Here is a 26,661-nt window from a genome sequence, read left to right on the forward strand (position 1 = left end):
CTCGCTCACGGTTCATCTTGATCCTCGGCCCCATGTTCCGCCGTTCAAGCTCGGCTCATCTTGTTTCCGCCGCCGCGCTTTCCGATTCTTTCGTTTCGGGAAACGGGCATACGCATACCGGACGGTTCAACTCCAGCGCGAATCCGGTCGGCGTCAATCTTCCGTCGCGTTCGTTGATCGTAAACGAAACGATGCTGCCGCTTTCCTGATTTGCCGCAAGCAAACAATCGCCCGCGATCGCAAAATGACGCGGCACGCTTCCGCCCGAAGGCACGCGCTCCACCAGCGTCAATTGTCCGTTTTCGGGATTCACCGCAAAATGCGCAAGGCTGTCGTCGCCTCGATTGGAAACGTACACGTGACCGCCGCACGGCGATACCGCGACATGCGCGGCCGTGTTGGCCGGATCGGCCGCCTGTGGCTCCGGCAAAAGCAGCACGCGCTGAGAAGGACGCAGCCGGCCGCTTTGTCCGTCGTATTCGAATGTCGTGACGGTATTGTCCAATTCGCCGGACACGTAAGCCCAATTGCCGCTCGGATGAAACGCCAACGTTCTCGGGCCGGTTCCCTGAGGCAGTTCTGTATCATCCTGCTTGAACAGCAGTTCGTCTTCCAGCGTATATTTCGCGATGCGGTCGGTTCCCAAATCGGGCGCGAACAAAAAAGTGCCTTCCGGCGACGACACGAAAGCATGCGGATGCGGACCTTCCTGCCGGTCTTTGTTCGGTCCGGAACCGGTATGCCTCACCCGACTTGCCTGATCCAAAGAGCCGCGGTCGCGTATTGGCAGTGCCACCACGCAACCTCCGTAGTTCGCCGCCAACAGCATTTTCCCGTCCGGGGTCGTCTCGACAAAGCACGGCGAAGAGCCTTCCGAGACTTTGCGGTCGTGCAGATGCAGCTCCCGGTTTTCCGGGTCGATACTGTAGGAAAACAGCTCGCCGTTCGCTTTTTCGCTAGCCACGTATAGGTTTTGCCGGTTCGGGCTTACCGTCAAATACGACGGATTTTCGATACCGACCGTGCCGGAAACAATGTGCATTTCCCCGCTGGTCGTATCCAATATGCAATGAAATAGGCTTTCTTCCTGTTCGGAAGCATAGGTTCCTACGTAAAAATGGATGTTGTGTGCAGATGCCGTCATCTGTTCAGTCTCCTTTTCTTGCGGCTTGTTTGTCGACTTTCTGTGAGGGTGTGTTTGCTCCTTTATTAACGAGAACCTTTCTTTCTGAAACGAACCTGCCGAAATTCGTCCGGATTCGACAGTCGAATCGGTCTGTTTTTGCCGATTTCGACGTTTTTTGAGACCTGCCGAGCAAGTTAATGCTTGTAAACCGTGCTTTTACCTGCTTTGCATTATATACTGTTAGGAAGAAGATAAGCTATCGAATAGTTGAAAAACATTGCCATTTGGAGGAAGCCATGGAACTCGATATTACCGAACAATCGCTGCCCGTGTATGAAGCGCTCGCCAGCAAAGTCCGCCTCAACCTGCTGTCGCTGCTCGCCGAGCGGCCGATGAACGTACGCGAGCTGGCCGAAGCCTCGAATCTAAGCAGCGCCATTATGACGATGCATGTACGAAAGTTGGAAGTCGCGGGACTGATTCGCACCGAGCGGATGGCCGGACGGGGAGGCGCGCGCAAAGTCTGCTCATTGGCCGAAGACCGAATCGAGATTATTTTGCCGAAAGCCGGGAGCGATCGCCGATCGGTACATCCGGTCAACGTGCCGATCGGGCATTTCACGGATTGGGAAGTGCATCCGACCTGCGGACTGGCGACGACGGAGAAAATGATCGGCCAATTCGACGATCCGCGCTTTTTCCTGTCCCCGGAGCGGGTAAATGCTTCCATTCTATGGTTCGGGCAAGGATTCGTCGAATACCGTGCCCCGAACTTCCTGCTATCTAGCCAGACGCCCGAGGAGCTGGAAATTTCGATGGAAATCTCGTCCGAAGCGCCCGGCATCGACGAGGAATGGCCGTCCGATATTACGTTTCATCTGAACGGCGTCGAGTTGGGAACATGGACGAGCCCGGGCGACTACGGCAAACGACGCGGCAACCTGACCCCGACCTGGTGGCCGAACGATATTAACCAATACGGACTGTTGAAAAGGCTCAAAATCAACCGCAGCGGCACTTTCATGGACGGTACTCCGCTGTCGTCCGTTACGCTCGATCAAATCTCGCCGTCGAGCAAGGAATGGAAGCTTCGGATCGGCGTACGCAACGAAGCCCAGCACGTCGGCGGCGTCACGCTGTTCGGCAGCGGCTTCGGCAATTACAATCAGGATATTTTGTTCCGGCTTTATTATCGGGATGCGATCAAGCCGGAGTCCGGAGCCTCCGGGTTAACGCCTTGAGTCTCGCGGCCTAAATCCCGGACCAACCGAGGATCGCCAGCCGTACGGGTTTTACAATCAAGTATGCGAAAAAACGAGCTTGCCGCGTCAGTCTTCATACGCGGCAAGCTCGTTTTGTAGAGATACAAGTTCGTTTTTTGCCTGTTCAAACTGCGCCCTAAGATCCGACAGCCGTTCCTCCGGCCCGCTTTGCGACGCTTCGATCTCCGCCAGCAGCCGTCCTACCCGGTCGTTCAGCTCGCCGATCCGGTATTCCAGATGCGCGATATCCGACGAAGCGCCCGCCTGGGCGCCGTCGCGTTGCGAGTACGTCATGAACATCCCTCCGGCTTTTTATTTTTTCCCACTATATCCAAGTCTTGCGACGAAAGCAAGCCGTGACTTCAAAAAAAAGCCTCGGTTTACCGCTTGAAGCGGGACTCAAGGCTTTTGACGTTTACGGGCGTGCGTATTCCGGTTATTTGATTTTCAATTCCGCCGGCTCCCAGATCGGCTCCCAGAATTTTTCGATTCGGAATGCAGCCGGCTGTTGTATCGCCTGACCGTCCAGTTCAAAAATCAGCTTGTCGACGCTGGTACCGTCCGCTTCGTCCCGGTAACCGGATTTGCTAATCAGTTGATGTTCGGTTCCTGCCGCGTCCGTAAACGTGTCGGACAATTGGAACATCGGGATGTACCGGCCGTCGTCGGAAGACGTTTCGACTTTGCGTTCGAACGTTAACTCTTTGCCGGAAGAATCGACCGCGACCGACATCGCTTCGTCGCCTTCGACGATCTCGCCCGTCGTTGTATCGACCACCAAGAGGGTACGGTCGGTATCGGCCGCCGAGATGCCGGCGATCGTAAAGTCGATCGAAGCCGGATCTTCGATTCCCGTCGGTTCGAACGTCAATGTTCCTTTGCTTTGTTCCGCCGTAAAATGCAAGTCGGCGATTTGCGATCCGTCTTCGCTCGCGATCTTCAAAACGGGATCGATCAGCTCGAACACTTGCTTATCGTTCGATTCGTCGGCCGCGTAATCCACATAGACGCCGAGCGGCGAAGTTTCCAACGTGCTCACTTCGATCTTTTGTCCGCCTACCGTCAATTCGCCGTTCACTTCGGTCGTGCGAATCTCCGTTTTGAGCGTATCCGGATGAGCATTGAACGGAATTTCGATCCGGCTTCCTTCGCCTGTCGGATTGCCGAATTCTCCCGGCGTGACCGTCGTGCGGAAAACGGCTTTCTGCGGGTAATCCGTTCCGCCGGACAATTCGATTTCCGCAAAGAACGTAGCGTCGGCTCCGGCCGGCAGCACGCCGTTTTCTCCCATATACGTCGAAATCCATTTCGTATACGCATCCGCCCCGAAATCGACTTCGGTATTGTTGAAGGTGACCGGTTGATCGGTATCGTTAGCCAGCGAGAAGGCTACGTACATTTTCCGGTCGTCCATCGCTTCGCCGCGCAGCGTCAGCGTGTACCCGTCTTGTTCGACCTTTTCGCTTAGCGAGTTCATGTACCCGCCCTGTATCAGATGGTTCAGCGTGCTGTCCATGCCGATATTCGCGTAATCCGCGATATTTTCTTTCGGTACGTCTTCGGACTGCTCCGTCGCGGCTTGTTCATTCGGCACTCCTGCCGTGACCGCGCTTGGAGCGGGCGATTCGTTCGGAGCGCCCGCTCCCGGCAGCAGCGACGCCGACAACGCAATGATCGCGGCGGCGGTAGCCGTGAATACGCCTGTTCCGTAAACGGCCCGGCGCCGAGTCACGCGTTGTTTGCCTTTTCCGATTCCCTGGCGCACGGCTTCGTTCAATTCCATGCTGCCGATCGTCCGAGATTCGCGTTCCGATTGTTCCGCGTCGTGCAGCAACTTTTGTTCTTCATGGTTACTCATGTCGATTTCCTCCCGCTTGCTTTTTCGTCACAAAAAATCTTTCAACTGCTTCAACCCTTCGCGCAGCCACGTTTTGACCGTGCCTTCGGGCTTTTTGAGCACGTGCGCGATCTGGGCCGAAGTCATGCCATGATAATACTTGAGCATGACCGCGTGCCGATATTTGGACTTCATTTTTCCGAAAGCCCGCTCCAGATCGATCCGATTATGACTTTGCATTTCGCCCGTACCGGCTTTTTCTTCGAATTCCGCCGTCGGGAACGATCTTTTTCTGCGCCTCAATTCGTCCATGCAGCAATTGATCACGATCCGGATCAGCCAACTTTCGAACACGTCCGGATTTTTCAATCGCTTGCGTTTGATCCAGGCCCGGCATGTCGCTTCCTGCACCGCTTCGAGCGAATCCGCTTCGCTGCGCAGATAACTGAACGCGATCGCGTACAACTTGCGTTGCTGACGCTCCACCCGTTCAAAAAACTGGGCTTCCTGTTCCGACAACGAACGTGCTTTGGGTTTCATTTCCGTGCTTTCTGCCGTTTTCTCCATGTTCCCCCTCCTGTCCAGACCGCTGCAGCGGTCTTCGCCGATCGCCCGAACGTTTTTTCGACGACGAAAAGCCACCTTCGCCGCGAAATGATGTTCGGTATCAGCCTTTTGCAAAATCTGATGTCTTTAAGACGCAGCAGGCTTTTAAAACGATTGATTTTTTAGGGAAATACGGAAAAAGACATGAAAAAACCGTCTCAGGGGGAGACGGTCTTTTGGGCCTGCATCGGTTTTACGAAGAAGAGATGCCGGGAAAGAACCCTTTGTTTACTTCAAAACGATGTCTTGAGCGCCGGCGATCAGGTTCGGTTAGGCTTCGATCTTCAAGGTCAGCGGTTGAGGGTAATCGCCTTTTTTGAAGTAAAGCATCACGAACTCTTCGTCGCTGCCGCCGTGCCGACTTAGGCCAAACGTTTCGTGCCTTTGGATAGAGCAGCATACCAAAACGATCTAAATTGGCGCGCTTTTTTTGAATTCTTTTTATTTCAATCTAATTTCCCGATATTCCAGCGTTTCTTTCGGGTACGCCAAGATCGTGAACGTCAGCGGCTGCGCATAGTTCCGGTCTACGAACACGAACGAGGCCAGCGCCGATTTGCTTGTTGGCAGCACTTCGCCGAACAAACTTCCATCGCTCGGATACGTCAACGGATACTCCGCTCCGACGGCGTCGGTGAATGTCGTGTCCAAAAACAGCATCGAAGACGGATCGGAACCGAAAAACTGCTCCGCGTCGACCGGATAGCCGATCTGAAGCTGCTTCGTTCCGCTCGTAGCCGAGTTGACGGCGGCTGTGATGCCTTTTTCCGGCGCTTGCAGCACTTTTTTCGTATCCGTATCGACGATCAATTTACGTTCTTCCGCGTTCAACGCTTCGATTCCTTCCACGCTGAAAGAGACAGAATCCGGATTTTGCGGCAGTGCCGTTTTATCGAACGTGAACACGAATCTCGGTGATCCGTCTTCCGTTTGCTCGATGGCCCCGACGCCCAACCCGCCTTCGGACACGGTCGTTTGACCGTCTTTTCTTACCGTGAGCTTGGCGCCGACCATTTTTTAATCGATTATGTAACATAGACGGTGGCACGGTGACGAACGGTTTTGAAAAATAAAAACCGCCTTCCTGATAAAAAAGGTCGGCGGTTTAATCGGATAATGGAAATTTTGTCGCGAATCGCGATTTACTTCAACGTCACTTCCTGCTTATCGCGCACGCCCCCCGGATACATGCTGATCGCAAAGGTCAACGGCTGCGGATAATCTTCTTTATGAATATAAAAAGTATAGTTCGCGCTGTCGAGATCCCCTTTTCCCGTCGCGACGAATTCGTTCGAACCGGTCATCTCATGCTCGTTTCCGTCACCGTCCTTGAAAGTCGAACCAAGTCTCATCAAACCGAGCCTTCCGAACTCGTCTTCGGTGACCGGGTAGCGGATGCTCAACTCTTCGTTGCCGTCTTTCGCGCCGGATACATTCAACGTGAAACCGTCGTCCGGCGCTTGAAGCACGCTTTGTTCGTCGGTATTCAAAACGAGACTCAGTTTTTGTTTCGGCAGCGATTGGATGCCTTCCGCGCCGAACGTCAGCGTATCGGGATTCACGAGGCCTTCATCGTTGGCAAAGCTCATTTCCCAGCCTGTTCGTCCTTCTATAAAGGATGGAAAGCCGGGTGTCGATAGCCTGAAGGTCTGTCCGTTCCGAACCAAGCTGAGCGTAGGTTCGATCAGGTCAAACAACCGATCCGTATTGGTCGATTGTTCGGATACATTCAAGTAAACGGCAAGCGGAGTAAGCAGTACCCGATGAATCTCAAGGGTCTGGCCCGACAAGGTCAACGCTTTGGGCTGTTCGTAAACGATCTCTTGCTCCTGCGCCGAGGCAGAAGAAAGCTCCAAAGGAACGACGAAAGATCCGAGTCGTTCCGATTGCGGTATTTCCGGAGCCGGGTCGGTCGATTGCTTGGCTATAGCGTTAACTTTCAAAAGCAAAGATTCAGGTCGATCCGACGCTTCGCTATCGAAAAAAAGCGTCGCCAATCCGTAAGTGGTGCGGGTCTGCGAATCGAAAGACGTTCGCTGAATCCAAGACGTGGATGCGAACGTGTCTCCGTAACGATCATCGACCAATTCCGGCTTGTCCAGTTCCGTAGCATGGCCGTCCGGCGATTGCAGCTCATAAAACAACGTGATCCGGCGGCTATCCCGAACCATGCCTTTTATATTCAACGTCATTCCGTCATGTGCGTTCGCGATCACATCCACGCGTTCGACCAAACCGCGATCCCATGCGTTGCTCAGTACCGCGTCGCTAGTCAACAATTTGCCGAAAGGCTGTAAATCCGACGTTTGGAGCGTATCGGAAAATTGCCGGGTTTCTTCAGGTTCGACGACAGGTTGCAGAAGGCCCGCATCCGCGAACCATAGCGTGCTTGCCGCGATCGCTGCCGCCGCGACGCCGCCGTAAACCATTCCTTTCATGCGAGAACGCGGATTTTCGTTTTGCGCTCGCCGCATCCCCCGTCGAATCGCCGCACCGCGCCGCTCCGACGAAGGCATGTTCGACGGGTGACGAAGAGTTTCCGCGTCCTGCCGGATTCTTTTTTCTACCTTCTCGTCCATTTAAATCCTCCTCCCGTAATTAAAGATGACGCTCCAATGTGGTCCGCATTCGCTTCAAAGCGCGGTACAACCGGCTTTTCACCGTGCTTTCCGGCTTGCGCAAAATGTTCGCGATTTCGGTAAGGGTCATATCGTGGTAAAAGCGCAAAATCACGACATGCCGATCCTTTTTGGGTAAACGGTTCAACGCGTTTTCCAGATCCGATTGATCGGAGCTTTGCATCTGCGCCATCGCCGATCCGTTTGCGCTTTCCCCGATCTGCCCGACCGGCACCACCCGTTTTCTCCGCCTTAACTCGTCCATGCAGCAATTAATCAAGATGCGGATCAGCCATGAGTCGAAAAGCTCGTCGTTTTTCAGCGATCCACGCTTCGACCAGGCCCGGTACGACGCTTCCTGAAGCATCTCCAACGCGTCCGCTTCACTGCGCAAATAACTGTAGGCGATGCTGTAAAGCTTGCCGCTCTGCCTGTCGATTCGTTCGAAAAACCGCTCTTCCTCTCCGTGACAAATCCGCTGCTCCGCTTCTTCCCATTTCAACGTCTCAATCACCTCATTCCCCCTCTTCTCCCTTTGCACCGCTATGACGGATTGTTCCCCGTGGAAAGTTTCATTTGTCGGAAAAAAGAAAAAAAGCCGCACGTGCTCCTTTTCAGGATACACCGTGCGGCTGGTCTGTTGACCTTTTAAATCTGGAGGTTGATGCGGCGAATTTTCTGTTCGATTCGTTCTTAAATCGCAAACGGATTTATTCAAGCGCAAACTCGCTTTTCAGCTTGGTCAACGTATTATTTACTGCGATCCCTATTAGTTTTTCAGCTCCCGCTTCGGAAATTCTTCCATCCATTCCCGCAGCAGCGCCGGAGTCAGATCTGCCGGAGTCGTGACATGGTGATCGGCGTCCGGCAGCGTCTCCTCGGTCCCGATCCCAATCGCCGGCATGCCTGCGCGATGAATCGCGATTACGCCGGCTTCTGCGTCCTCGATTCCGATGCAGCGCAGTGGATGTACACCGAGTCCTTCAGCCGCATTTAGGAAAATTTCCGCGTCCGGCTTTTGCAAGGCTACAGCACCGGCGTCAGCCACGTAATCAAACAAGTCGGTTACGCCGAGACGATCGAGCACCGTTGGCGCGTTGCGGCTAGCCGAGGCCAGCGCGACAAGAATTCCGTCCCGACGCAGTGCCTTCAGCAGCTTACGCACACCGGGTAACAGGGCGTCCGGGGTCAACGTCATCAGCAGTTCTTTGTAGCGTTCGTTTTTCTGAGTGGCGAGCTTGTCCATTTCCTCAGCCGAAAACTCGCGGTTACCGTTTTGGAGGATCAGTTTCAGCGAAGCCATACGGTCGACGCCTTTGAGCTTCTCGTTGTATTCGCGGTCAAACGGAATGTTCAGCTCGTCGGCCAATTCTTTCCACGCTTGGTAGTGCAGTTCCGCCGTGTCGGTGATAACGCCGTCAAGATCAAACAGCACGCCGCCCAAAATCCGGTTCGGCAAGGTCAGTTCTTCCTCCAGCTCCGCTTCGACGCCGAAATGCTCGATTTTGACCGGGTCGCCTTCCAGGACACGGTACGTGGTCGAATCGGCAGAGATGTTGATATGCAGACGGCGTCCTTTCCATTTCAGCGAAAAAGCATACCGTTCCCACTGATCCGGGATGACCGGACGGAAACTCAGCTTGTCTTCGTCCTGCTTCATTCCCGCAAAGCCGTTCAGGATCGCCAAGCGGCTTCCCGCCATAGCGGCGGCATGAATACCGTCCTTCACGTTGGCGTGCGTATCGTCCAGGTCGAGCCGCGCCGTTTCCATAAAGAATTCGTACGCCTGATCCAGATACCCCAGCTCCGAAGCGACCATCGAATGCACGCACGCGGACAATGAGGAGTCATGGGTGGTCAAGCCTTCATAGTAGATATAGGCACGCGCTTTTTCCGCACGGGTGAATCGGTCAGGATGGATATGGAACGCGAGCACCAGATCAGCCTGTTTCAGCACCTGATGACGGTAGATATCCATCGGGTGATAATGCAGCAGCAGCGGATATTTATCTTTTGGCGTATCGGCAAAGTTCCATGGAGCTTTATGCAGGAACGTATCATCTTGGCCGATCATGCCTTGCTCACGGTAGATGAACATTTCCTCGGCCATTTTACGCCAGGAGCCAATCTCCGCATCGCTCACCTGAAGCCGATCGCATAATTCTTCGCAGCGTCCTTCGTGCAGTTCCTTCATTTCTTCCATCAACTTCACGGTGTATTCGAATTGATCCTGCACCATGACGTTGGTATAGGCATTGTTGTTCACCAGCGCCGTATACTCGTCCGGTCCGGTCACGCCGTTGATGCAGAAGCCTCTTCCGGGAATAAAACTTCCGTAATCCGCGAAAAAGCGGCTCGTTTCGATCAGAATCTCCAGCCCGTCCCCGTACTTGTAATCCGGGTCGTCGACGGCCTCGTTATAAATCTTGATCGCATGTGCGATATCGGCATTGATATGGATCTGCGCCGTGCCTGCCGGGAAATACGCCGACGTCTCTTTGCCGCTAATCGTCCGCCACGGGAACAACGCGCCTTTGAAGTTGAGCTTTGCGGCCCACTCGCGCGCTTCGGGCAAAATGTAATGACGGTAATCCAGCAGCTTGCGCGCGATCTCCGGCTCCGTGTACAGGAAAAACGGCAGCACATACATTTCCGTATCCCAGAAATAATGCCCTTCGTAGCCTTCGCCTGTCAGTCCTTTTGCCGCCATGTTCGTACGGCCGTCACGACCTACGGATTGGAACATATGGTAGGCGCTAAAACGAAGTCCCTGCTGGAGCGCTTCGTCACCTTCTATCGCAATGTCTGCGGACAGCCAGAACTCATCGAGAATGCCTTCTTGAACCACGGCATAGCTCTCGTAACCGCGTTCCCAGGCTTCGTCTAGCTGACGGATGCCTTCTTTCCACAAATCCCCGGTGTTCGGCTCCTCGGAAGCATGGTAAACGACGTATTTTTCCAGGGTGAATTCTTCTCCGGCTTGAGCCGAAACGGTGAATCTTTTCTCGACCCGCCCGCTCGAAGAATCGGTCTCCAACTCGTACTCGCCGCCCGTAAATTTATGCTCGGCCGCGCACGCCACGTGGAATCCGGTTACCCGCGTACGCTGCATGATGCCCATATACGTTTTGTTTTCGCGCATCTCCAACGTCGTCAGCACGGGACCGGAAAAGGATGAACCGGAACGCGGATCGCCCGACGAAGACTGGTTCACGACGTTACCGTCGATCTCGGATTCGAAACGGATTTTGCCGTCGAAATTCATCGGCTTAACGGTGCAGCGCAACAGCAGCAGATGCGGGTCATCCAGCGAGGCCATCCGTTCGAACGTAATCTCGACTTCCCGGCCTTCGAGCGAACGCCATTGGATCGTGCGGGTCACGATGCCTTTTCGCATATCGAGCTGACGCCAGTATCCGAACAAGGTTCCCTGGAACATATGGACGGGCTCATCCTCCAACCAGATCCGGATAATCTGCGCGTCCGCGACATTCAGCATCGTTTCGCGCTCGTGCGCGGAACCGTAAGTCTCTTCCCCGTAAACGATCGGCGCCGATTCGTAGAAACCGTTAATATACGTCCCGCGCAGGGAAGTCCCGAGCGGTCCGTAATAGCCTTCCTCGAAATTGGCGCGAACCCCGATATAACCGTTCGCTACGGCAAAGATGGTCTCGTCGCGCAAATTCTGCTCCGTATCCAACGTATGCTCGGTCACCGTCCAAGGCTCATACGCATAGATCGGTCCGGCAGATGAATGCTTCATATATTTTCCTCCCATTCCCATCTTGATTTCCTCTGCAACACATCTCAACCTATTACCCACCTGGCTTCGGGTAAGTAACTTTATTGCACGGAAAAGGGAAAGAGAAATTACAAACCGCACGGCAAAAACGAATATCGGTTCTTTCTCCTGCATATGCGAATCGGATAAGTCATTTGGATATCTCGCGGCTTTGTTTTAATGGTTCACTTCGGCTTGGAAATCATCCTTATACGACTTGTCTGCGTTATAGAAAACAATGTCTCCGTCTCGCAGCGTGAACGTATTTCCCCATGAATCTTGCACGCTACGCTTGAAGCCTTCCAGCGTCCATTGATTCATGAGCGGGGCGTTGACGTACTGCAAATGCGGCGCGTTCAGATTCCCGTTTTGAATACTCTCGATGTTAAAGTTCAAAATGATGTAGCCGTCCCGCAGAAAGATCGGATCGCGCTTGGTCAAACCGCCGTGCGTACGTCCGTACTCCGCCAGGTTGGTTCCTTTGGCAACGACATACGGATCGCCGGGCAGCGTGTAGTGTCCGTACCACTTCTGCACCGCCGCGTTGGCACGCGCAAAATCGACCGAACCCGGGAGGTTGGCCTTCGGTCCGATTAGGGTTCGGGTTTGCTCCGGCAATAGCAGGAGATCAAAGCCGCCGATCGGCGTTTTTTGTTTGGTGAAGCGGCGGATATAGTCAGCGATGAACATCTCCCGGCTGACACCGTTCATTTCCGCAAAGGTATAGTAGTTGTCGTATTTGTACCTCGCGGTATCGGTTAGTTCCTCCTCCGGTACGTTTCGCAGACGATCATTCAAGATGATGTACCGTTCCTCGGTGTCTTCCGGCGAACCCACCTGGATGAAGGTGCGGTGATCGTCGTTGTAGTACAGATCGACCGGCGTTTGCGTCTTGCCGTCTTTGCTCACGAAGGTAAAGCTTGGCGTGATGCGGATGCCGTCGGTTTTCCCGAACATATTGCCTTTGGTCTTCAGATCGAACTTGATATGGTAGCCCGTTTTGACCGTGATGTTCTTCATGCCCTCAAGCGGGTTGCTACCGGGCAGAATGGGCAAAGTGAACGGCGAGGTGTTGCCACGCGCTGTTCCATCGATTCCGTTAAGACCTGTCCAATAGGTGTTGCCCGTATGGACGGCGCTGCCTTCTTGCGTGCGGAAGACCATCTCCCAGTTGTAGTCGGCGATGTCGGTGATATGGAAGTCGTAGAGACGGCCGATGACTTCGACGTTGACGGTGTCGGATGCGACGTGGTGGATCAGATCGAAGTTCGCATCTTGCTGGGTCGGCTGGGTATCGGGTGCGTTTTCGGCGGTGTTGCGGAACGTGACGGTGTAGTCGCCTTCATCGACCCATACCGGGAGGAAGAACTCGGTGGTGAGTTGGCCTACCGGGATGTTGATCCAGGTGCCTTTTGGGTAGAACGTGTTTCGATCGGCGGCATACGTATCGAAGGGGAAGTAGACTTCTTTGCTTCGATAATACTTCGCGTAATCGCGATTGCCGTAGCCTGGGTAATTTTGATGTTGACCGCTTGTCGGTATGGTGATGGTGAAGGGTCGATCCAGGATGAAGGCTTGACGGCTGTAGTTTGGCATTGTTTTCTGGTTGTGCGTTGCGTCATTGGATGTCGACGAATAGTTCACGACTGGTGTGTGGACGGTGACCGGGTTGATGCCTGAAATTGGGTAGGTATCGCCGTCTGGAGCTTCGTAGTTTGCGTCAAGCCCTGCGTACGTGATCGTCCCCATGCTTGGAGCGGACGTTCGGTTTGTTTTGGTTCTTGGGATCATATGGTTCGGACTGTAGAGCACGTTTCGTCCAATTTGACTTCCGTTTGGAACGGGCGTCGGAACCGGTGTTTGCACTTCGGCTTCACGCTCATCCATCAGGGTTTGACCTTTAAAAACGACCTTGTCATTTTTCCCTTTGACCTTTCCGATTTTTTCTTCGACCAATCCTTGCGCGACGTCGGCATCGGATGTTGGCGATGGTTTGCTTTTCCCGCCTTCTACCGTGATGGTACTTGGCGCAGTGAACGCAGGAGGCACAGGCGACGCGGTATATCCGCTGTTTTTCTCGACGATCAATTCAGGCGGGATATACCCTTCGGGGTAGATCGTAATGCTCTCGCCCTGAAACGCGTAATTTTTCAAGACCGCGTTATCGATTTCATATACGCCCAATTTTTCAACGGTCCAATACGTGAAGTAACGTTCCGTATGGATGTTGTAAATGACGGTGGTCTCATCCGTTTGCGGATCAGGTTCTTCATGCGTACCGGGCGGTGGATTATTGGGTACCGTTTTGCCGGGGTCCCATTTTAAAAGATACGGCTGGGTGACGGGGACTTCGTATATACAGGTGACTTTTTGTTCTTGGAACTTGAATTGATGTAGATAGTCTTTAGCCAGTACGTTTCCGTATAGGCTTTCGGATGTCGGAATGCCTTGCAGAACATCGAAGATTTCCCGGTCGCGCTGATCGGCTTTGATCATGGCGCTTACGGCGGGCTGCATGTCTTGACCTTCGATCGTGCGTCCCGTGCGGATGTTACAAAAACCTGTCGGTTCTTGCTCTTCACTTGTTCGGTATACCCAATAATGGTCGGGATATTGATAGGTAACCGACGCGGCGACAAATTTGTAGGCGGCATAATAGAACGCCATGATTTGTGCGTTTTTCGGGCTGTCCTTGTCGTATGCTTTCATACTGCCGTCTTTGTTTTTTTCGACGTAATAGCGGTCGGCACCTGTATCTGAGTGTTGTTGTTTGAACACGATGGTGGCGTAGTTCAAATCTCGGGTGGCGCCTACTTCGGTCTGCCCCGGTTGCAAACCAACCAGTAGTTGTTCAATTTCGATTTGGCCTAGAGCTGGGTAACCTGAAATTTTTAGATTTTCGTTTTTAACGGTCTGGTCATATCGAGCTTCGACTTTTGCGCCATCTTTAACCAACTGCTTATTTCGAGCTTGGACGATCGAAGCTCGGTTATCAATCATATAGATTGGGAAGGGTACATCTGTAAATTCGTCCACACCTTTAAAGGAGTTGCTGATTGGATATTGTACGGTTAGTTTAACTGTTCTACCTGGAGCTGTTGTATATGTGTCGGACCATTTTGGGCTGTCTGTTGCTATGGGTCCTTCAGTTCCGGGTGCATCAGTGGATGGCCCCACATCGTCCCATCTGTCACTTTGTCCAGCTTTCCATCCTTCTTTGATTGTGCGGTTCCAGGCAAACCATGAACCATTGGCTCCATTTTCAACAGATTGGACTTCGATTTTGTCACCATTGAAGGTTTCAGTTCCCGAATACGTTTGCGCATTGACTTGAATCGTTTTGACCGCCTGCGTACCTTTGTAAAACACAATCTTTTCGACTTTGTTTCTGCCGCCGGCATCTTCATTGATCGTTGTCGTTGCCGTTGGGTTTTTCCCGAAGGTGAATGCTTTTTTGTTCGGATTGGGTGTAGGTGCACCTTCGCCGCTGTACACGATAGTTTTTTTGGATATGGTTGTTGCGGCATCGATTTTTTGGGGTGCCGGAAAAAAAATACTCAGCACGCTGCTTGCAAGAAGCAGCGTGCTGAGTCCGACAAGCGTGAATTGTTTCTTGCTTGGCCGGGATTTTTGCATTACTTGGTACCTCGCAGTCTGAGCACGTCGATTTCCATGAACCGAGAATTAGACGGTGTTTGGAGTTTGATGGTGATATCACTGATTCCTTGCACGGTACCTGTTTTTGGGATAATGACAGCCGGTACGTCACCAGGTCTATCGCGATGAACAATCGCGGATCTATTCAGTTTTCCATTCATAAAGCCGGCGTCGTCTGTATTGTTGAAACCACTAACGAGAAATGATACAAACGAACTGTCGAGATACCGGTTTTTATCTTTATTGAATACGGGTCCACCTTTGAAATACAACACATACGTATTCTTTTCGTTTTTGATCGGATGTTTTACGAGTTCAAGACCGATCTGTTTACCGTTGTACCAGTTCAGCGTATTGATATCCCCCAACAACCCCCGATTCGGATCGTTCGGATCAGCCATGTCGATCGCGACGAGCGCATCCAACTTGCCCTGATACAACCCATCCTTCGACGTAATCGTCATATTCTTCTCATTCCACATTTCTTCGATCGACGATTTGCCTTTGTTCTTCCAATCCGAATCCGGTGTTACGAACATTTCAGGCATCACAGTGAAGATATTCGTTCCGTGCCACAGGATTTCTGCCGCGCCGGTCGCATACAGATCGGAATCCAGTTCGCTGCCTGCGTTTACGCTCAGTATGCGCTCGATGATGACCACGGATTGTGCCCGCGTCGTCAGCCCCTCCGGAGCCAGTTGTCCTTTCCCGACGCCTTGGATCAGCCCGGCTTTCGTCGCCAGATACATCCATTTGTCGTTCTCCGATGTTTTCTCCCCGATCGCGCGTGCCGCAACTCGAGCCATTTCCTCGCGTGTCATCGTTTTGTTCCAACCCGCGTCGTTATTCGAAAAGTCACTCGATGCGTACAAGCCGGCTTTCGTCGCTGCATTCACGTACTGCGTGTACCACTTGCCGCTTGCAGACGTCGTTTCCAGCTTCATCGCTGCGACGACCATCTTCACGAACTCCGCACGGCTTACCGATGTATCCGGCTTGAACGTACCGTTCGTATACCCATCTACGTAGCCTTTCGCTACGGCTTTCTGTACCGCGCTGTACGCCCAATGGGTACTTTTGACGTCCGAGAATGAATTCGACGTTGTTGCGGCTTCGGCGGAAGGTGCGGCGCTGCTTCCCCAAACAGCCCCTGCCACCAGCACGGCACCGAACAAACTCATTCCCCATTTTCTCCAACTCTTATTCATGTCCTTGTCCCCCTTACTTGATTGGTTTGCGATGAGTTACGATAGACGCACTCTTCCATTGTCGCTTGGTTGTATGAATTGGGAAAGTCCCATTTTTTGTTTTCAAAGAACAAATGAACAGAAATCATCGATTTACGCACAAAAAAACGGACGACCTCCTTTCCTCAATGGAAAGAAGACGTCCGCGTGCTTCGCGTAAGCGTCGATTTATTTACGATACCCCCACTTTATTTCACAGCTTCAGAAAATGCAAGCGATTTTCATCGTTCACCCCACAAAAAGAGAGCCTACGCCGAAGCGAAGACTCCAAGTCAGGGTTGTATTGAAAGGGCTTACATCTGCATTATAATCGCCCGTTTGCTTTTTGTGAATCCCTAATTTTCCAAAATGGAGCAGAAATTTTTCGAATTCGTCGGAATGTGAATCGAAATCGGGGAAAATCCGTCTTTCTATCTTCTTTTCGCCTTCATTTCGCAGATTGTTATACGATGCGGTTACTGCGAATCAGACGAAGGACTTAACGGTTGTACCAGGGAAGCTTCTTTCAGCACTTTTTGCATCATCGGTACATAGACATCCCAGTAAAAAGCCTCTTCGCTATTCGGAACATCGAACGTAAACCAACTTTTGAACGTCGGCCAGCCTGCGTAACGTCGCCAGAACGCATAATCGTTGCGATCCGCGTAATCTCCCGCAAAATAATAGCTCACTTGCCCCGCCGCAGGCGTATCCGTTGCTTCGCGTCGAAGCACGGCAGGAAAATGCTCGCGTACCCCGTGCTCCGCCAACAGCGCCCGTCCAGTGCTTGTCAATGGCAAATCATATTCCGCCAACACTTCACTGCCGTTTGAAGCGGTGACGATATCGAACCAGTAATTGTAGCGATTATTCGGATTCATATCCAAACGGCTCTGCCCTGCTTCTGTAAACGCGATTCGTGCCCCGCCTTCTGTTTCTGCGCCATCGCGCAACACGAAAAGATCACCTTCCTCCTGCACAAAAAGAAACCCTGCGCCCGTGTAACTCCAAGGTCTTCCGGTAATCTCCATATAGCGATCCGACACCCAGTCGGGCACTTCCATACCCGCTGTCAAATCCGGAAAATAACGCGCTGTCCAGCCTGTCCACTTCATGCCGAACAAATCACTTGCCCGATCTCGCACCGCTTCGTCCGTCGGCGCGGCAATCGAATTAAACTCGGCCACCAGCATCGTTCCTCGTGCCGCAGCTTCCTCCAACGCAGCGACATCTGCCGACTTCATGCCGCCTTGCTGCGATATCGGATCGCGTCCGCCTGCATTGGCCGGAATCCCGGATTCGATATCCTCGGCATTTTGCGGTTCGGTCAGCCCGTACGTATCCGCCACATAGATAAGCTGGGTCTGTTCGGGCAGATCGGTAATCGTTCGCTCTTCCGGCTGCTGCCCACCTACCGCCGGATAGTTACCGTAGTAATCGCGATCATAACGATAGGCTTCTCCATTTTCAGACCGATACTTCTGCTGGTTCAAAATCCAAAATAACCCTTTATGCTCCCGATAGCTGTCATCATTTACCGTTTTGTCTACCACGGCTATCGACAATGTCTTCGCCGGGCTAAGCTCCCAGATGATCCATGGCAAAAGCACAAGCAGCATCAGAGCCGCAAGCCCGGCCCAAAAGCGGGGAAAAGGCCGTTTTGTTTTCAACTCCGATCCACTCCTTCTTCCCGATCCGTCGGCATAGGCCCTGTTCCGGGAATCGGTGCTTTCTTCGCATTGGCCCCCAATACATTGACGCGCGTCATCTCGCCCCAGCCATGCTTTTTACCGCGAATCGCCTGAAACAAGCCATGTGTACGCCAGAGCGTCAATACAGGGCGATACCAGAACGATTCGGACAACGCATAGAAAAACAACCGAAATACGTCGCGCAATCTGTTGTAGTTATGGAAGCGCCATTCTTCGAACAACACAGCTCCGGTCGATACGAGCGAGCCGAATAACAGCATCATCAGAGCGAGCGATAACGAAACCTGAACGTTCAACCGATCCAGGAAAAATCCGAAAATCACGGTCGCGTATCCGAAGATTTCAACCAACGGCCCCAGTAGTTCGATAAAAAGAAACATCGGCATGGAGAGCATCCCTACCCGCCCGTGACGGGGATTCAGGATCATATTGCGATGCGTCCAAATGCTTTCGAACAGTCCCCGCTGCCAGCGCGTTCGCTGCCTGCGTAAAATGCGGAAACTCTCCGGCGCCTCCGTCCAGCATACCGGTTCGGGAACGTAAACGATCCGCGCTTTGCTTTTTTTTCGGCGAATCTCGGCATGCAGGCGCACGGTCAGCTCCATGTCCTCGCCGATCGTGCCCGTCTCGTAACCGCCGGCTTCCACGACCCATTTTTTGTTGAACACGCCGAACGCGCCGGATACGAGCAGCAGCATGTTGTAGCGGCTCAATCCGATTCGTCCCATCAAAAAACCGCGCAAATATTCGATCACCTGCATGACGACGAGCGGCTTGTCCGACAAACGCACGCTGTCGCGGCTCAGATACCCGCTGTCGACGATGCTTCCGTTCGCGATGCCCACGCTTCCTCCGGTCGCGATGATCTCTTCGCCCGGACGCGCGTCCATGATCGGCTTGACCACCTTGATAAAAGCGTCCGAATCCAGCACCGTATCCCCGTCCAGCGAAACGAAATACGGATAGCGCGAAACATTGATTCCTACATTCAGCGCGTCGGCTTTCCCTCCGTTTTCTTTGTCCACCAGCACCAGATTTGGATGGCGGAGCGAACGGTAGACGGCGCGGATCGGCTTCGTTTCCCTTTTCAATCCGGCAAAAGGAACCCTCCCTTTCACCTCGGTCATATCGAATTCTTCGATCATGATCTCGGCCGTGCCGTCTTTCGACCCGTCGTTCACGACCACGATCTCGAACTGCTTATAATTGATGCCGAGCAGCGAACGCACGCTGCTGACAATGTTGATCGACTCATTATAAGCGGGGACAACGATACTCAGCGGCGGCACAAGCTCAGTCTCCAACACGGAGCTGAACTGGATCGGGCTCAGATCGCGATCTCGCCATAAACTCCGCGCGGCTGCAATATACATGAAAATATAAACGCTTGCCGACAGCGCCACATACGCCATAATCGCATACCCGAAAATCCGGTGTCCCTGCATCAGAATTTCAACCCACGTGTCGTTCATAGGCCCTCCTCTCCAGCGTCTCCAAAGCCATGTCCCGCGCAAAGCGGTCCGTATGCTCCTCCGTCATCAGCCGGATGCGGTCCATGCCGTCCCGATACTTCGACAGCGAAGCGCCGGCTTCCCTTCGTACCTCATACGCCGGGTCTGCCATCATTTTTTCCAAGTAGGGAGCAAAACGGTCCTCGCGCACCACACCCGCCAAGCGTGCTTGCATCAGACGTTCCGGCCAGGCGATCGAATCGCCCAGCTGCATACGTTCTTCGAGCAAATCTGCCGTCTCTTCGTTCATGTATCCAAAGTTGGCCAGCGCCTTCAGTGCCCGAATCCGCATCTCCGTATCTTCCGAGCGCAAGCAACGTTCAAGCAGTTCCAACACTTCGGTGGTACGAATATTGCCCAGTCGTAGCGTATCCAACACGCAATGCGCAATACGCGGCGGCAACCGATCGAAGTCACGCACCAGACGATCCAGCAGCTCCCCGCGCACGGGACGCAGCAGTTGCATCAGTTGCAGCTCCGAGAAGCGATGCTCCGCAATAGCGAAGTAATCGAACATTTCTTCAAGTTGCAGCGAAGCCAATGTACGCACAAGCAAAAAGCGTTCATCATCCGTATCCGGCCTGTCTCCCAATACGTCCAGCCGTTCGATGATCGGTTCTTTCAGCCTGCGTATGCGGAACTTTTCGATATGCAGCAAAGTGTTCATACGCTCACTCCAGCGACGCCTCGACAACAATTCGGTATACTCTTCGGAAAAATAATCGGCGGCCAGCTCATACACCCGTTGACGCTCGACCTCGGATGCGCTGATGGCCAACCGATCCAGCAAAGCCTCCTCCAGCGCCTCGCGGCGCAGCCCGGTCGCGGAAGCGGTCAGACTGCGCGACCGCTCGCCGCTTGCCAGATAATGCCCCAATGGCGAATCTTTTCCCTCAAGCAGCGCCACGGCTTCAGCGACATTCGCCCGATGTTGGGTACGGCGAACCTTCCGCTCAATCAGATAAAAAAGCATAAGAAGCATCAGCAAAATCAACACGGCGCTGATCGCCCAAACAATACGCAAAATGGTCATATCGATCATAACGGCGATCCCACCTTTCCTAGCAGGCGACGCACGCGGGCTTCAAGCTCAACCATGCTGAACGGCTTGGTCATATAATCGTCCGTGCCGGTCTGAATCGCTTCGGCAATGCCCCGCTCGTCCCCTACGCCTGTCAGCATCAGCACGGTATACACCTGCGGGTAACGGTTGCTGCGCAGACGACTTAATACCTCCATCCCGTTCATCCGCGGCATCATCCGATCCAGAATCAGCAGATAGCGGAAACCGCCGATATGCCAAGGATCGCTCAGAAATTCCTCGCCGTCCGAAAAGGATCGGATATCCAGGTCGTATTCCGTTTCCAGGCTTACCAACTGACGCTCCAAAATCATGCGAATCAAAGGGTCGTCGTCGATGATGCCGAGACGAAGCTGACGCGATTCGGCCGAAGGTTCGGGCACGGCTTCGCCGCCGCCCGGATGAATTTTCATCGCTTCCAATGCGCGAGACACTTCGGTCAAAGCCGAATGCTGCGGCGATTCTTTGTCGGTATCGACGTCCGAGGAAGCGTGCACGGCTTTGATCTCTCCTTCGCGAAGCAACGTTTGCAGTTCTTCTTCCTGCAAAACGCGCTGAATGAATTCGCGGCTTTGCGCTTCCCGAAGTCCGGGCTGCATCAGGAAAAAACGGTTCGCGCGATCTCTGGCCCAAATATCGCGCGGATTCAGGCGGCGGCGGATTTCGTCGGAAAATCGTTTTAACATCCGGTCGCCTTCGCGATATCCCTGGCGTTCGTTCAAATGGCGCAGTCCGTCCAGCTCGATCGCCGCGATCGACAGACGTTCGCCCGAATCGCGCGCCAAAGCCACTTCCCGTCCCAATTCGCGTTCCAAAAAAGGCATCCCGTAAGCGCCCGTCGTCTGATCCAGCAAAAGCTGGCCGGTCAATCTGCGCCGGCGCCGCGTGAGGCGGCGAATACGAACGACGAATTCTTCCGGATCGATCGGCTTCGTGAGAAAATCGTCCGCTCCTCCCGCGTAAGCGCGAATGCGGGTCGCGGAATCCGTTTTCCCCGTCATCAAAACGACGGGAATCATATAGCGGTCGCACAGTTCCCGCAGCCCTTCCAGCAGTTCGAAGCCGGATTGTTCGGGCAGCAGCACATCCAGAACCGCGCAATCCGGCCGCATCTCGTAAAACCATTCGACAGCCTTTTCGAAATGCGGCGTTGCGAATACCGCAAAGCCCCGTTCTTCCAAAATATCTTTCAAAAGCGCCAACAGCCCCAGATCATCGTCGAGCAGCAGCACGGTTCCTTCCGATTCCGACGACGCGCCGGGCGCCTTGTTCTCCGTATCGAATGTCTGCACATCCGATACGGCTGCGGGCGTCGGCAAACTTTCGGCCGAAGACCGCTGAGCGCGATCGGGGGTTTCGCGCGACGGTTCTTGCCGGCCCAAATGTTTGGCAAGCCCTTCCCGCACGCTGCCGGACGTTTCCGGTTTGGGTTCTTGCGGAGAAAAATCAACCGGAGGCTCCGTATCCCGAACCCGCTTCGCTTCATCCAGCAATCGGACGAGCGAACTGAGCGGCGAAGTCAATTCTTCGCCCGAAAACACCCGGTCGCCGTGCTCGTCGAATTGCTCCAAAAGGCCGAGCGACGTCGCGTACCAGTCTTGAAGTCCGATCGTGCCCGAAGTTCCTTTGATCGAGTGCAGCATGCGGTATACGGAACGCTCGTCCGTCCGGGCGACGGGATTCAATATCCGATCCAGATTGTCTCCGGTTTGTTCGATGAATAGCGCCTGATATTTGTTCATACGTCTCTCCCTTCTTCATCCGGCCGAAGTTCCGCGATCGAAAAATCCGGCTTCACTTCGATTTGCGCGGCATTCAACCCGTTTTTTTCCAGCGAGGCCCGTACCAACGGTTCGTTCGGAGCCGGAAGAGCGACGGCCAGACGGGTTGACGCATGTTCCGCCATGTTTCGACCCATCTCCAGCAGCTCGCGCACGCTGAACGGCTTGCGCAAATATTTGGCCGTCTCCGAATCTCCGTAGCCCGGCGGCGGGTCGAGGGCCGACGAGACGATCACCGGCACGCTCCGCAGACTTTCTTCGCTCGCGAGATACCGGATAAAGTCCCACCCGTTCAATTCCCCGGGCAAAGCCAGATCCACGACGCACAATTCCGGCGGCCCTTCGTTTCGCGCCTGTTGCAGAGCCAATAACGCTTCTTCCGCTTCGGAGAATGCCGTCACCCGGCGACCGTCCCCGAGAAAAGCTTCTTCGATCATCCGTCCCAGGCTGGCGTCGTCTTCCAACACCAGAACGGTTCCTGCGGTGTGCGGCAAAACCAGCTCGGGAAGCGTCAAACGAAAAACGCTTCCTTCGCCGAGCGTCGATTCGAACGTGACGGCTCCGCCCAGGCCTTCGGCCATTTCTTTCACGATCGCCAATCCCAGACCCGTTCCGCCGATCTGGCGCCGATCGGAATTGTCGACCCGATAAAACTTGCCGAACAGCTTGGACTTGGCTTCGTCGGGGATGCCCAGCCCGTAATCCTGAACCTCGATCACCCACTGTCCGGGTTCGTTCTCGCCGACAGCCGAAAGTTCGTGCCGAATCCGGCAATCGACGATCGTTTTGCCCGGAGAATATTTGATCGCGTTGCTGAGCAGATTATGCAAAATCTGCTTGATCCGATCCGCGTCGCTGCGAACCGCGCATCCTTCATCCGGCATCGCGAGACGAACTGCATGGCCGGATCGCCCGTCCCACTGCGCCGCCACGTCTGCCGTCAGTTTTTTCAGATCGAGAGGCAGCGTCAGGTAAGACTGTTTCCCCGCTTCGATCCGCTGCAAGTCGAGGAAATCCCCGATCAGGCCGGATAACCGCGTGGCTTCCCCGTGGATCGTGCTCAAATATTTTTGCGCCCGCTCCGGCTTCACCTCACGGTGCAGCATGATTTCGGCGAAGCCCAAAATGCTGGCTAACGGCGTTCGCAGCTCATGGGATACCACGCTGACGAACTCGTCGCGCATCCGGTTGCTTTCTTCCTCTTCGGTTCGATCGCGGAACACGAACAACCGGACATCGCCCCACACCACGTCTTCGATGCGCTGCACGTAGACTTCGAAATGACGGGCGCTGCGGCCCGCCGGTTCGAACGCATAACGGGCCCGCGTTCCGTCCAGCCCGTTGAGCAAAGCGGAACGGATTCGGTCGCCCGCGTCGTCTTCGATGCCCAGCTTCTTATTCATCTCGTCCATGGCATCCGCAAAATTTCGTCCCGAGCAAAAGATCGGGTCCAGCAGCTCGCCCGTGATCCGGTTGCACATCAAAATCTCGCCTGTCGGCTTGCAAACGATCAGCGCTTCATGAATCGAGTCGATCACCTGCTGCGTCGCGTCCCGTTGATCGCTCAAATTCCGCTTTTCCCGCTCCAGTTCACGATTAAGCCGTTCCAACTCCTCGCCTTGGCGTTGACGCTCCGCCTGGGTCAGTTGGGCGAACAGCGCTCCGACGAATTGACGGATCAATCCGTGCGCCAATTCTTCTTCGCCTTCTTCGACCGACCGGTCTCCGTAAAAAGTCATCAGCAGAAAGCCTGCCGGACTGGATTCGCCGCTTCCGTCATAAACGGGATAATACGTATCGACAGCCATCGAATAAGCTTCGTGAGCGCCCGCCTCGGCTCCCGATATCGGGCGGCGGCGCGTGATCGGACGATTGGCCCGAATCGCTTGCAGCGCCGGGCCGGCAGGTTCGCCGGAAAACCCTTCGACCGATAGCGGGTAGCCGCTGCTAAACAGAATGTCGTAACCTTGTTCGCCGAAACGGGCTCTGATCGTATCGGCCAACTTTTCCGTATAGCCTTCTGCCGTCGAAGAGTCAGCCCAAGTCTCGGCACCGGGCACTTCGATCTGACCGCCTGCCCGCATGACCAGCATGGCCGCGTCCCGTCCGGTAACGAGGATCAACTGACCGATCGCCCGTTCCAAAAATTCATTGAGATCCGTCAGCCCGACCAACGACTGCTGGTACGCGTTGATCGTTTCAAGCTGTGCCTCGCGGCGGGTCAACCGTTCCAGCGTGCGCTCCAACCGTCCACGCTGTTCGAGGATCTGCTCGTTTTGCGCTTCCAGCTCGTCATTTTGCGCTTCAAGCTCTTCACGCTGTTCTTCCATTTGAAGCAGATTATCCTGAAGCTCGTGCTGGCGGCTCCGGATGCCTTCCGCCATTCGGCCGATTCCTCCGAGCAGGCTGCCGATTTCGTCGTTTCGCGAAGTCTGTCCGAGGTCCACGATCTCTCCGCGTTCGATACGCCCCACCGCGGATTCGGCGGCGATGATCGGCGCGATAAACGACTTTTTCAAATACCGGATCAGCAGAAACGCTGCTCCGAGCGCGGCGCCCAAAGCCAACGCCGGAACGATCAGGATGATCCGGCCCAATGTCCGAATCCGCTCGGTCAGCTCGGCGATCCGGTTGCGTTGCAGTTCGATCACTTCGGCGTATTGCGCTTCTATCCGCCGCACCAGCGCGCTTCCCTCCGTCGCCGATAAATCGGCCAACGCGTCGCGGTCCCCGGCGACGATCAAGCGCGTCGCCTGAATCGAATACGCGTCGAACCGCTCGTTCAGCGCGGCCAACTCCTTCACTTCGGCAGCCCCGTCGATCTGTTCGCTGGAATACACTTTGCTCAATTGAAGAAACAATCGGTCGTAATCGGCTCTCGAAGAAGCGGCTTGCTCCTGCAAATCCGAACGCTCGTACGCCGCGTAAGCTCTCAGGTAAGAAACCGATTCGAGAAATCCGCGTTCGGTATCCTGAAGCAGGTTCAAACGGTTGATCCGGCTTTCCAAAGTGCCGGACAACGACATGTATTGCCGATGCACCGCCAATTCGGCCGCCGACAACAACGCGCCCAGAACAAGAAAAAAAGCCAGCGTCCCGTAGACGATTCGCCGCGACAACCCTCCTGCGGCCCGTTCGCTCATCTGTCGCCTCCTTCCACCAACTGACGCACGATCTCGGTCAGTTCGATCGGACTGAACGGTTTGGAGACGAATTTGGACACGCCGACTTGCATCGCGCGTTCCCGATCTTTTTCTTCCGCTTTGGCCGTCAGTAAAATGACCGGCTTATCCGCGTTGACGCCTTTTTCGGAGCGAAGCCAATCGCACACTTCGATTCCGGTCGCTTCGGGCATCATGTAGTCGAGAATGATCAGATCGTACTCGCCGTACTTGAGGCTTTCCATGGCAAGCTTGCCATCCTCGGCTTCGTCAATCTCGTAGCCTTCATCCTCCAGCGTCTCGGTCAACAAAAATCGTAGCACCATCTCGTCTTCGGCAATTAGAATTTTTCTTTTCCGCATCTTGGCCACTCCCGTTCGCTCAAGGCTGCCGTTATCCATGTCTCCGAATCGTTATCCCCGTAAAAGAAGAATGAGGTTACAATTTTCGCAGACAACGTAATACTTGGAAGCCAATGGTATTTGCGCTCTTGTTTTTATCTTACCCCAAAATACCCTTTGCGTACTTGCAAGCTTTAAAAAGGTCCCGATTGGTACAGAGTATTATTATGGTATACTGAAATCGCGAGAGTACCTTGTCAACGTTAAAGGTACGGCTTATGTTTTTCCACTCCCTGATAGAGAAGAGGCCCTTCCATGATAGACTGGATCAATTCGATATTCGATCAATTTTTCTCGCTGAATCCGATCCTGCTCAGCGTATTGTTTACTTTGTTCTTCGCAGGCATGGCGTTTATGGCGCTGTTTATGCGAATGAAGGCCAGCAAGCGTCCGCTCACGGTTCGCAAAATCATGATGCCTCCCGTCGGGATGGCTACCGGATTCTTCATGTTCGTTATCCGCGATATTCAGATTCCGTGGCTGGGTGCGCTGGGCGCGTTTTTGGTCGGGTGGTTCCTGTTCGCTTACCCGCTGATTTTGGGCACCAAGTTCGAACAGGTCGGGAACGATCTGTTTGTAAAAAGGTCCAAAGCGTTTCTGCTGATTCTCGTTGTATTAATCGTCATTCGGTTGGCGCTGCACGGATATGTGGAGCAGTTCGTGACGCTGCCGCAGACGGGCGGAGTGTTCTTCATTCTCGCGTTCGGAATGATTCTGCATTGGCGGTTGAACATGCTGCTGCGGTTCAAACGGATGACGCGGGATTCGCAAGAAGGCGGGGTAGAAGCGGCGAAGGTTTGAGGTTGGGAGACGCTACGGGAGAAAAGACATCAGAGACGGAACCTTCGGGTTTCGTCTTTTTGATTGGCAACTTTTCGTGGGAAAGAATCGTCTGGGGAGC

Annotated in this window: 18 protein-coding genes; 2 read left to right on the forward strand and 16 right to left on the reverse strand. The window is 54.0% G+C overall.

Annotation, left to right across the window (positions count from 1 at the left end; translation table 11 throughout):
- Positions 1 to 55: 55 nt before the first annotated feature.
- Positions 56 to 1,144, reverse strand: coding sequence for a lactonase family protein (locus tag WKI47_RS13240; protein WP_340227615.1), 1,089 nt, complete (start codon positions 1,142 to 1,144; stop codon positions 56 to 58).
- 278 nt (positions 1,145 to 1,422) lie between these two features.
- Here WKI47_RS13240 and WKI47_RS13245 point away from each other — a divergent pair, with 278 nt between their 5' ends.
- Positions 1,423 to 2,367 (forward strand): ArsR/SmtB family transcription factor, encoded by a 945-nt coding sequence (locus WKI47_RS13245; RefSeq protein WP_340227616.1) that lies wholly within the window; start codon positions 1,423 to 1,425, stop codon positions 2,365 to 2,367.
- Positions 2,368 to 2,454: 87 nt separating this feature from the next.
- Here the strand turns inward: WKI47_RS13245 and WKI47_RS13250 are convergent, their stop codons facing one another.
- From WKI47_RS13250 to WKI47_RS13320, 15 genes are all read right to left on the reverse strand, one after another.
- Positions 2,455 to 2,682, reverse strand: a complete 228-nt coding sequence (locus WKI47_RS13250) for a hypothetical protein (protein ID WP_340227617.1) — start codon at positions 2,680 to 2,682, stop codon at positions 2,455 to 2,457.
- A 142-nt stretch (positions 2,683 to 2,824) separates the two neighbouring features.
- Positions 2,825 to 4,246: a DUF4179 domain-containing protein gene (locus WKI47_RS13255; protein ID WP_340227618.1), complete on the reverse strand. Its 1,422-nt coding sequence runs from the start codon at positions 4,244 to 4,246 to the stop codon at positions 2,825 to 2,827.
- 27 nt (positions 4,247 to 4,273) lie between these two features.
- Positions 4,274 to 4,792 carry a sigma-70 family RNA polymerase sigma factor gene (locus WKI47_RS13260; protein ID WP_340227619.1) on the reverse strand — a complete coding sequence of 173 codons (519 nt, stop codon included), beginning with the start codon at positions 4,790 to 4,792 and terminating at the stop codon, positions 4,274 to 4,276.
- A gap of 480 nt (positions 4,793 to 5,272) precedes the next feature.
- Positions 5,273 to 5,845: a hypothetical protein gene (locus WKI47_RS13265; RefSeq protein WP_340227620.1), complete on the reverse strand. Its 573-nt coding sequence runs from the start codon at positions 5,843 to 5,845 to the stop codon at positions 5,273 to 5,275.
- 128 nt (positions 5,846 to 5,973) lie between these two features.
- On the reverse strand, positions 5,974 to 7,410 hold the full coding sequence (locus tag WKI47_RS13270) for a hypothetical protein (protein WP_340227621.1): 1,437 nt from the start codon (positions 7,408 to 7,410) through the stop codon (positions 5,974 to 5,976).
- A gap of 19 nt (positions 7,411 to 7,429) precedes the next feature.
- The gene (locus WKI47_RS13275) at positions 7,430 to 7,963 is read right to left on the reverse strand and encodes an RNA polymerase sigma factor (RefSeq protein WP_340227622.1); all 534 of its coding nucleotides are present in this window, start codon (positions 7,961 to 7,963) and stop codon (positions 7,430 to 7,432) included.
- A gap of 255 nt (positions 7,964 to 8,218) precedes the next feature.
- On the reverse strand, positions 8,219 to 11,212 hold the full coding sequence (gene pgmB / locus WKI47_RS13280) for a beta-phosphoglucomutase (protein ID WP_340227623.1): 2,994 nt from the start codon (positions 11,210 to 11,212) through the stop codon (positions 8,219 to 8,221).
- 195 nt (positions 11,213 to 11,407) lie between these two features.
- Positions 11,408 to 14,866, reverse strand: a complete 3,459-nt coding sequence (locus WKI47_RS13285) for a DUF5704 domain-containing protein (RefSeq protein ID WP_340227624.1) — start codon at positions 14,864 to 14,866, stop codon at positions 11,408 to 11,410.
- Positions 14,866 to 16,095 (reverse strand): S-layer homology domain-containing protein, encoded by a 1,230-nt coding sequence (locus tag WKI47_RS13290; protein ID WP_340227625.1) that lies wholly within the window; start codon positions 16,093 to 16,095, stop codon positions 14,866 to 14,868. The genes WKI47_RS13285 and WKI47_RS13290 overlap by 1 nt, the downstream gene beginning before the upstream one ends.
- Before the next feature lie 494 nt (positions 16,096 to 16,589).
- The gene (locus WKI47_RS13295; protein ID WP_340227626.1) at positions 16,590 to 17,783 is read right to left on the reverse strand and encodes a hypothetical protein; all 1,194 of its coding nucleotides are present in this window, start codon (positions 17,781 to 17,783) and stop codon (positions 16,590 to 16,592) included.
- Positions 17,780 to 19,297 carry a glycosyltransferase family 2 protein gene (locus WKI47_RS13300; RefSeq protein ID WP_340227627.1) on the reverse strand — a complete coding sequence of 506 codons (1,518 nt, stop codon included), beginning with the start codon at positions 19,295 to 19,297 and terminating at the stop codon, positions 17,780 to 17,782. Before WKI47_RS13300 ends, WKI47_RS13295 begins: the two co-directional genes overlap by 4 nt.
- A complete protein-coding gene (locus WKI47_RS13305) occupies positions 19,278 to 20,378 on the reverse strand; it encodes a HEAT repeat domain-containing protein (protein WP_340227628.1) in 1,101 nt (366 codons plus the stop codon). Before WKI47_RS13305 ends, WKI47_RS13300 begins: the two co-directional genes overlap by 20 nt.
- Entirely contained in the window at positions 20,375 to 22,159 is a 1,785-nt protein-coding gene (locus WKI47_RS13310; RefSeq protein ID WP_340227629.1) for a response regulator, read from the reverse strand. Before WKI47_RS13310 ends, WKI47_RS13305 begins: the two co-directional genes overlap by 4 nt.
- Positions 22,156 to 25,341 (reverse strand): ATP-binding protein, encoded by a 3,186-nt coding sequence (locus tag WKI47_RS13315; RefSeq protein WP_340227630.1) that lies wholly within the window; start codon positions 25,339 to 25,341, stop codon positions 22,156 to 22,158. The genes WKI47_RS13310 and WKI47_RS13315 overlap by 4 nt, the downstream gene beginning before the upstream one ends.
- A complete protein-coding gene (locus WKI47_RS13320) occupies positions 25,338 to 25,721 on the reverse strand; it encodes a response regulator (RefSeq protein ID WP_340227631.1) in 384 nt (127 codons plus the stop codon). The genes WKI47_RS13315 and WKI47_RS13320 overlap by 4 nt, the downstream gene beginning before the upstream one ends.
- 294 nt (positions 25,722 to 26,015) lie before the next feature.
- Here WKI47_RS13320 and WKI47_RS13325 point away from each other — a divergent pair, with 294 nt between their 5' ends.
- On the forward strand, positions 26,016 to 26,561 hold the full coding sequence (locus WKI47_RS13325) for a cytochrome c biogenesis protein CcdC (RefSeq protein ID WP_340227632.1): 546 nt from the start codon (positions 26,016 to 26,018) through the stop codon (positions 26,559 to 26,561).
- Positions 26,562 to 26,661: the final 100 nt, after the last annotated feature.

Origin of the sequence: Saccharibacillus sacchari (genome assembly GCF_037722395.1) — a bacterium.
Taxonomy (GTDB): Bacteria; Bacillota; Bacilli; order Paenibacillales; family Paenibacillaceae; genus Saccharibacillus; species Saccharibacillus sacchari_A.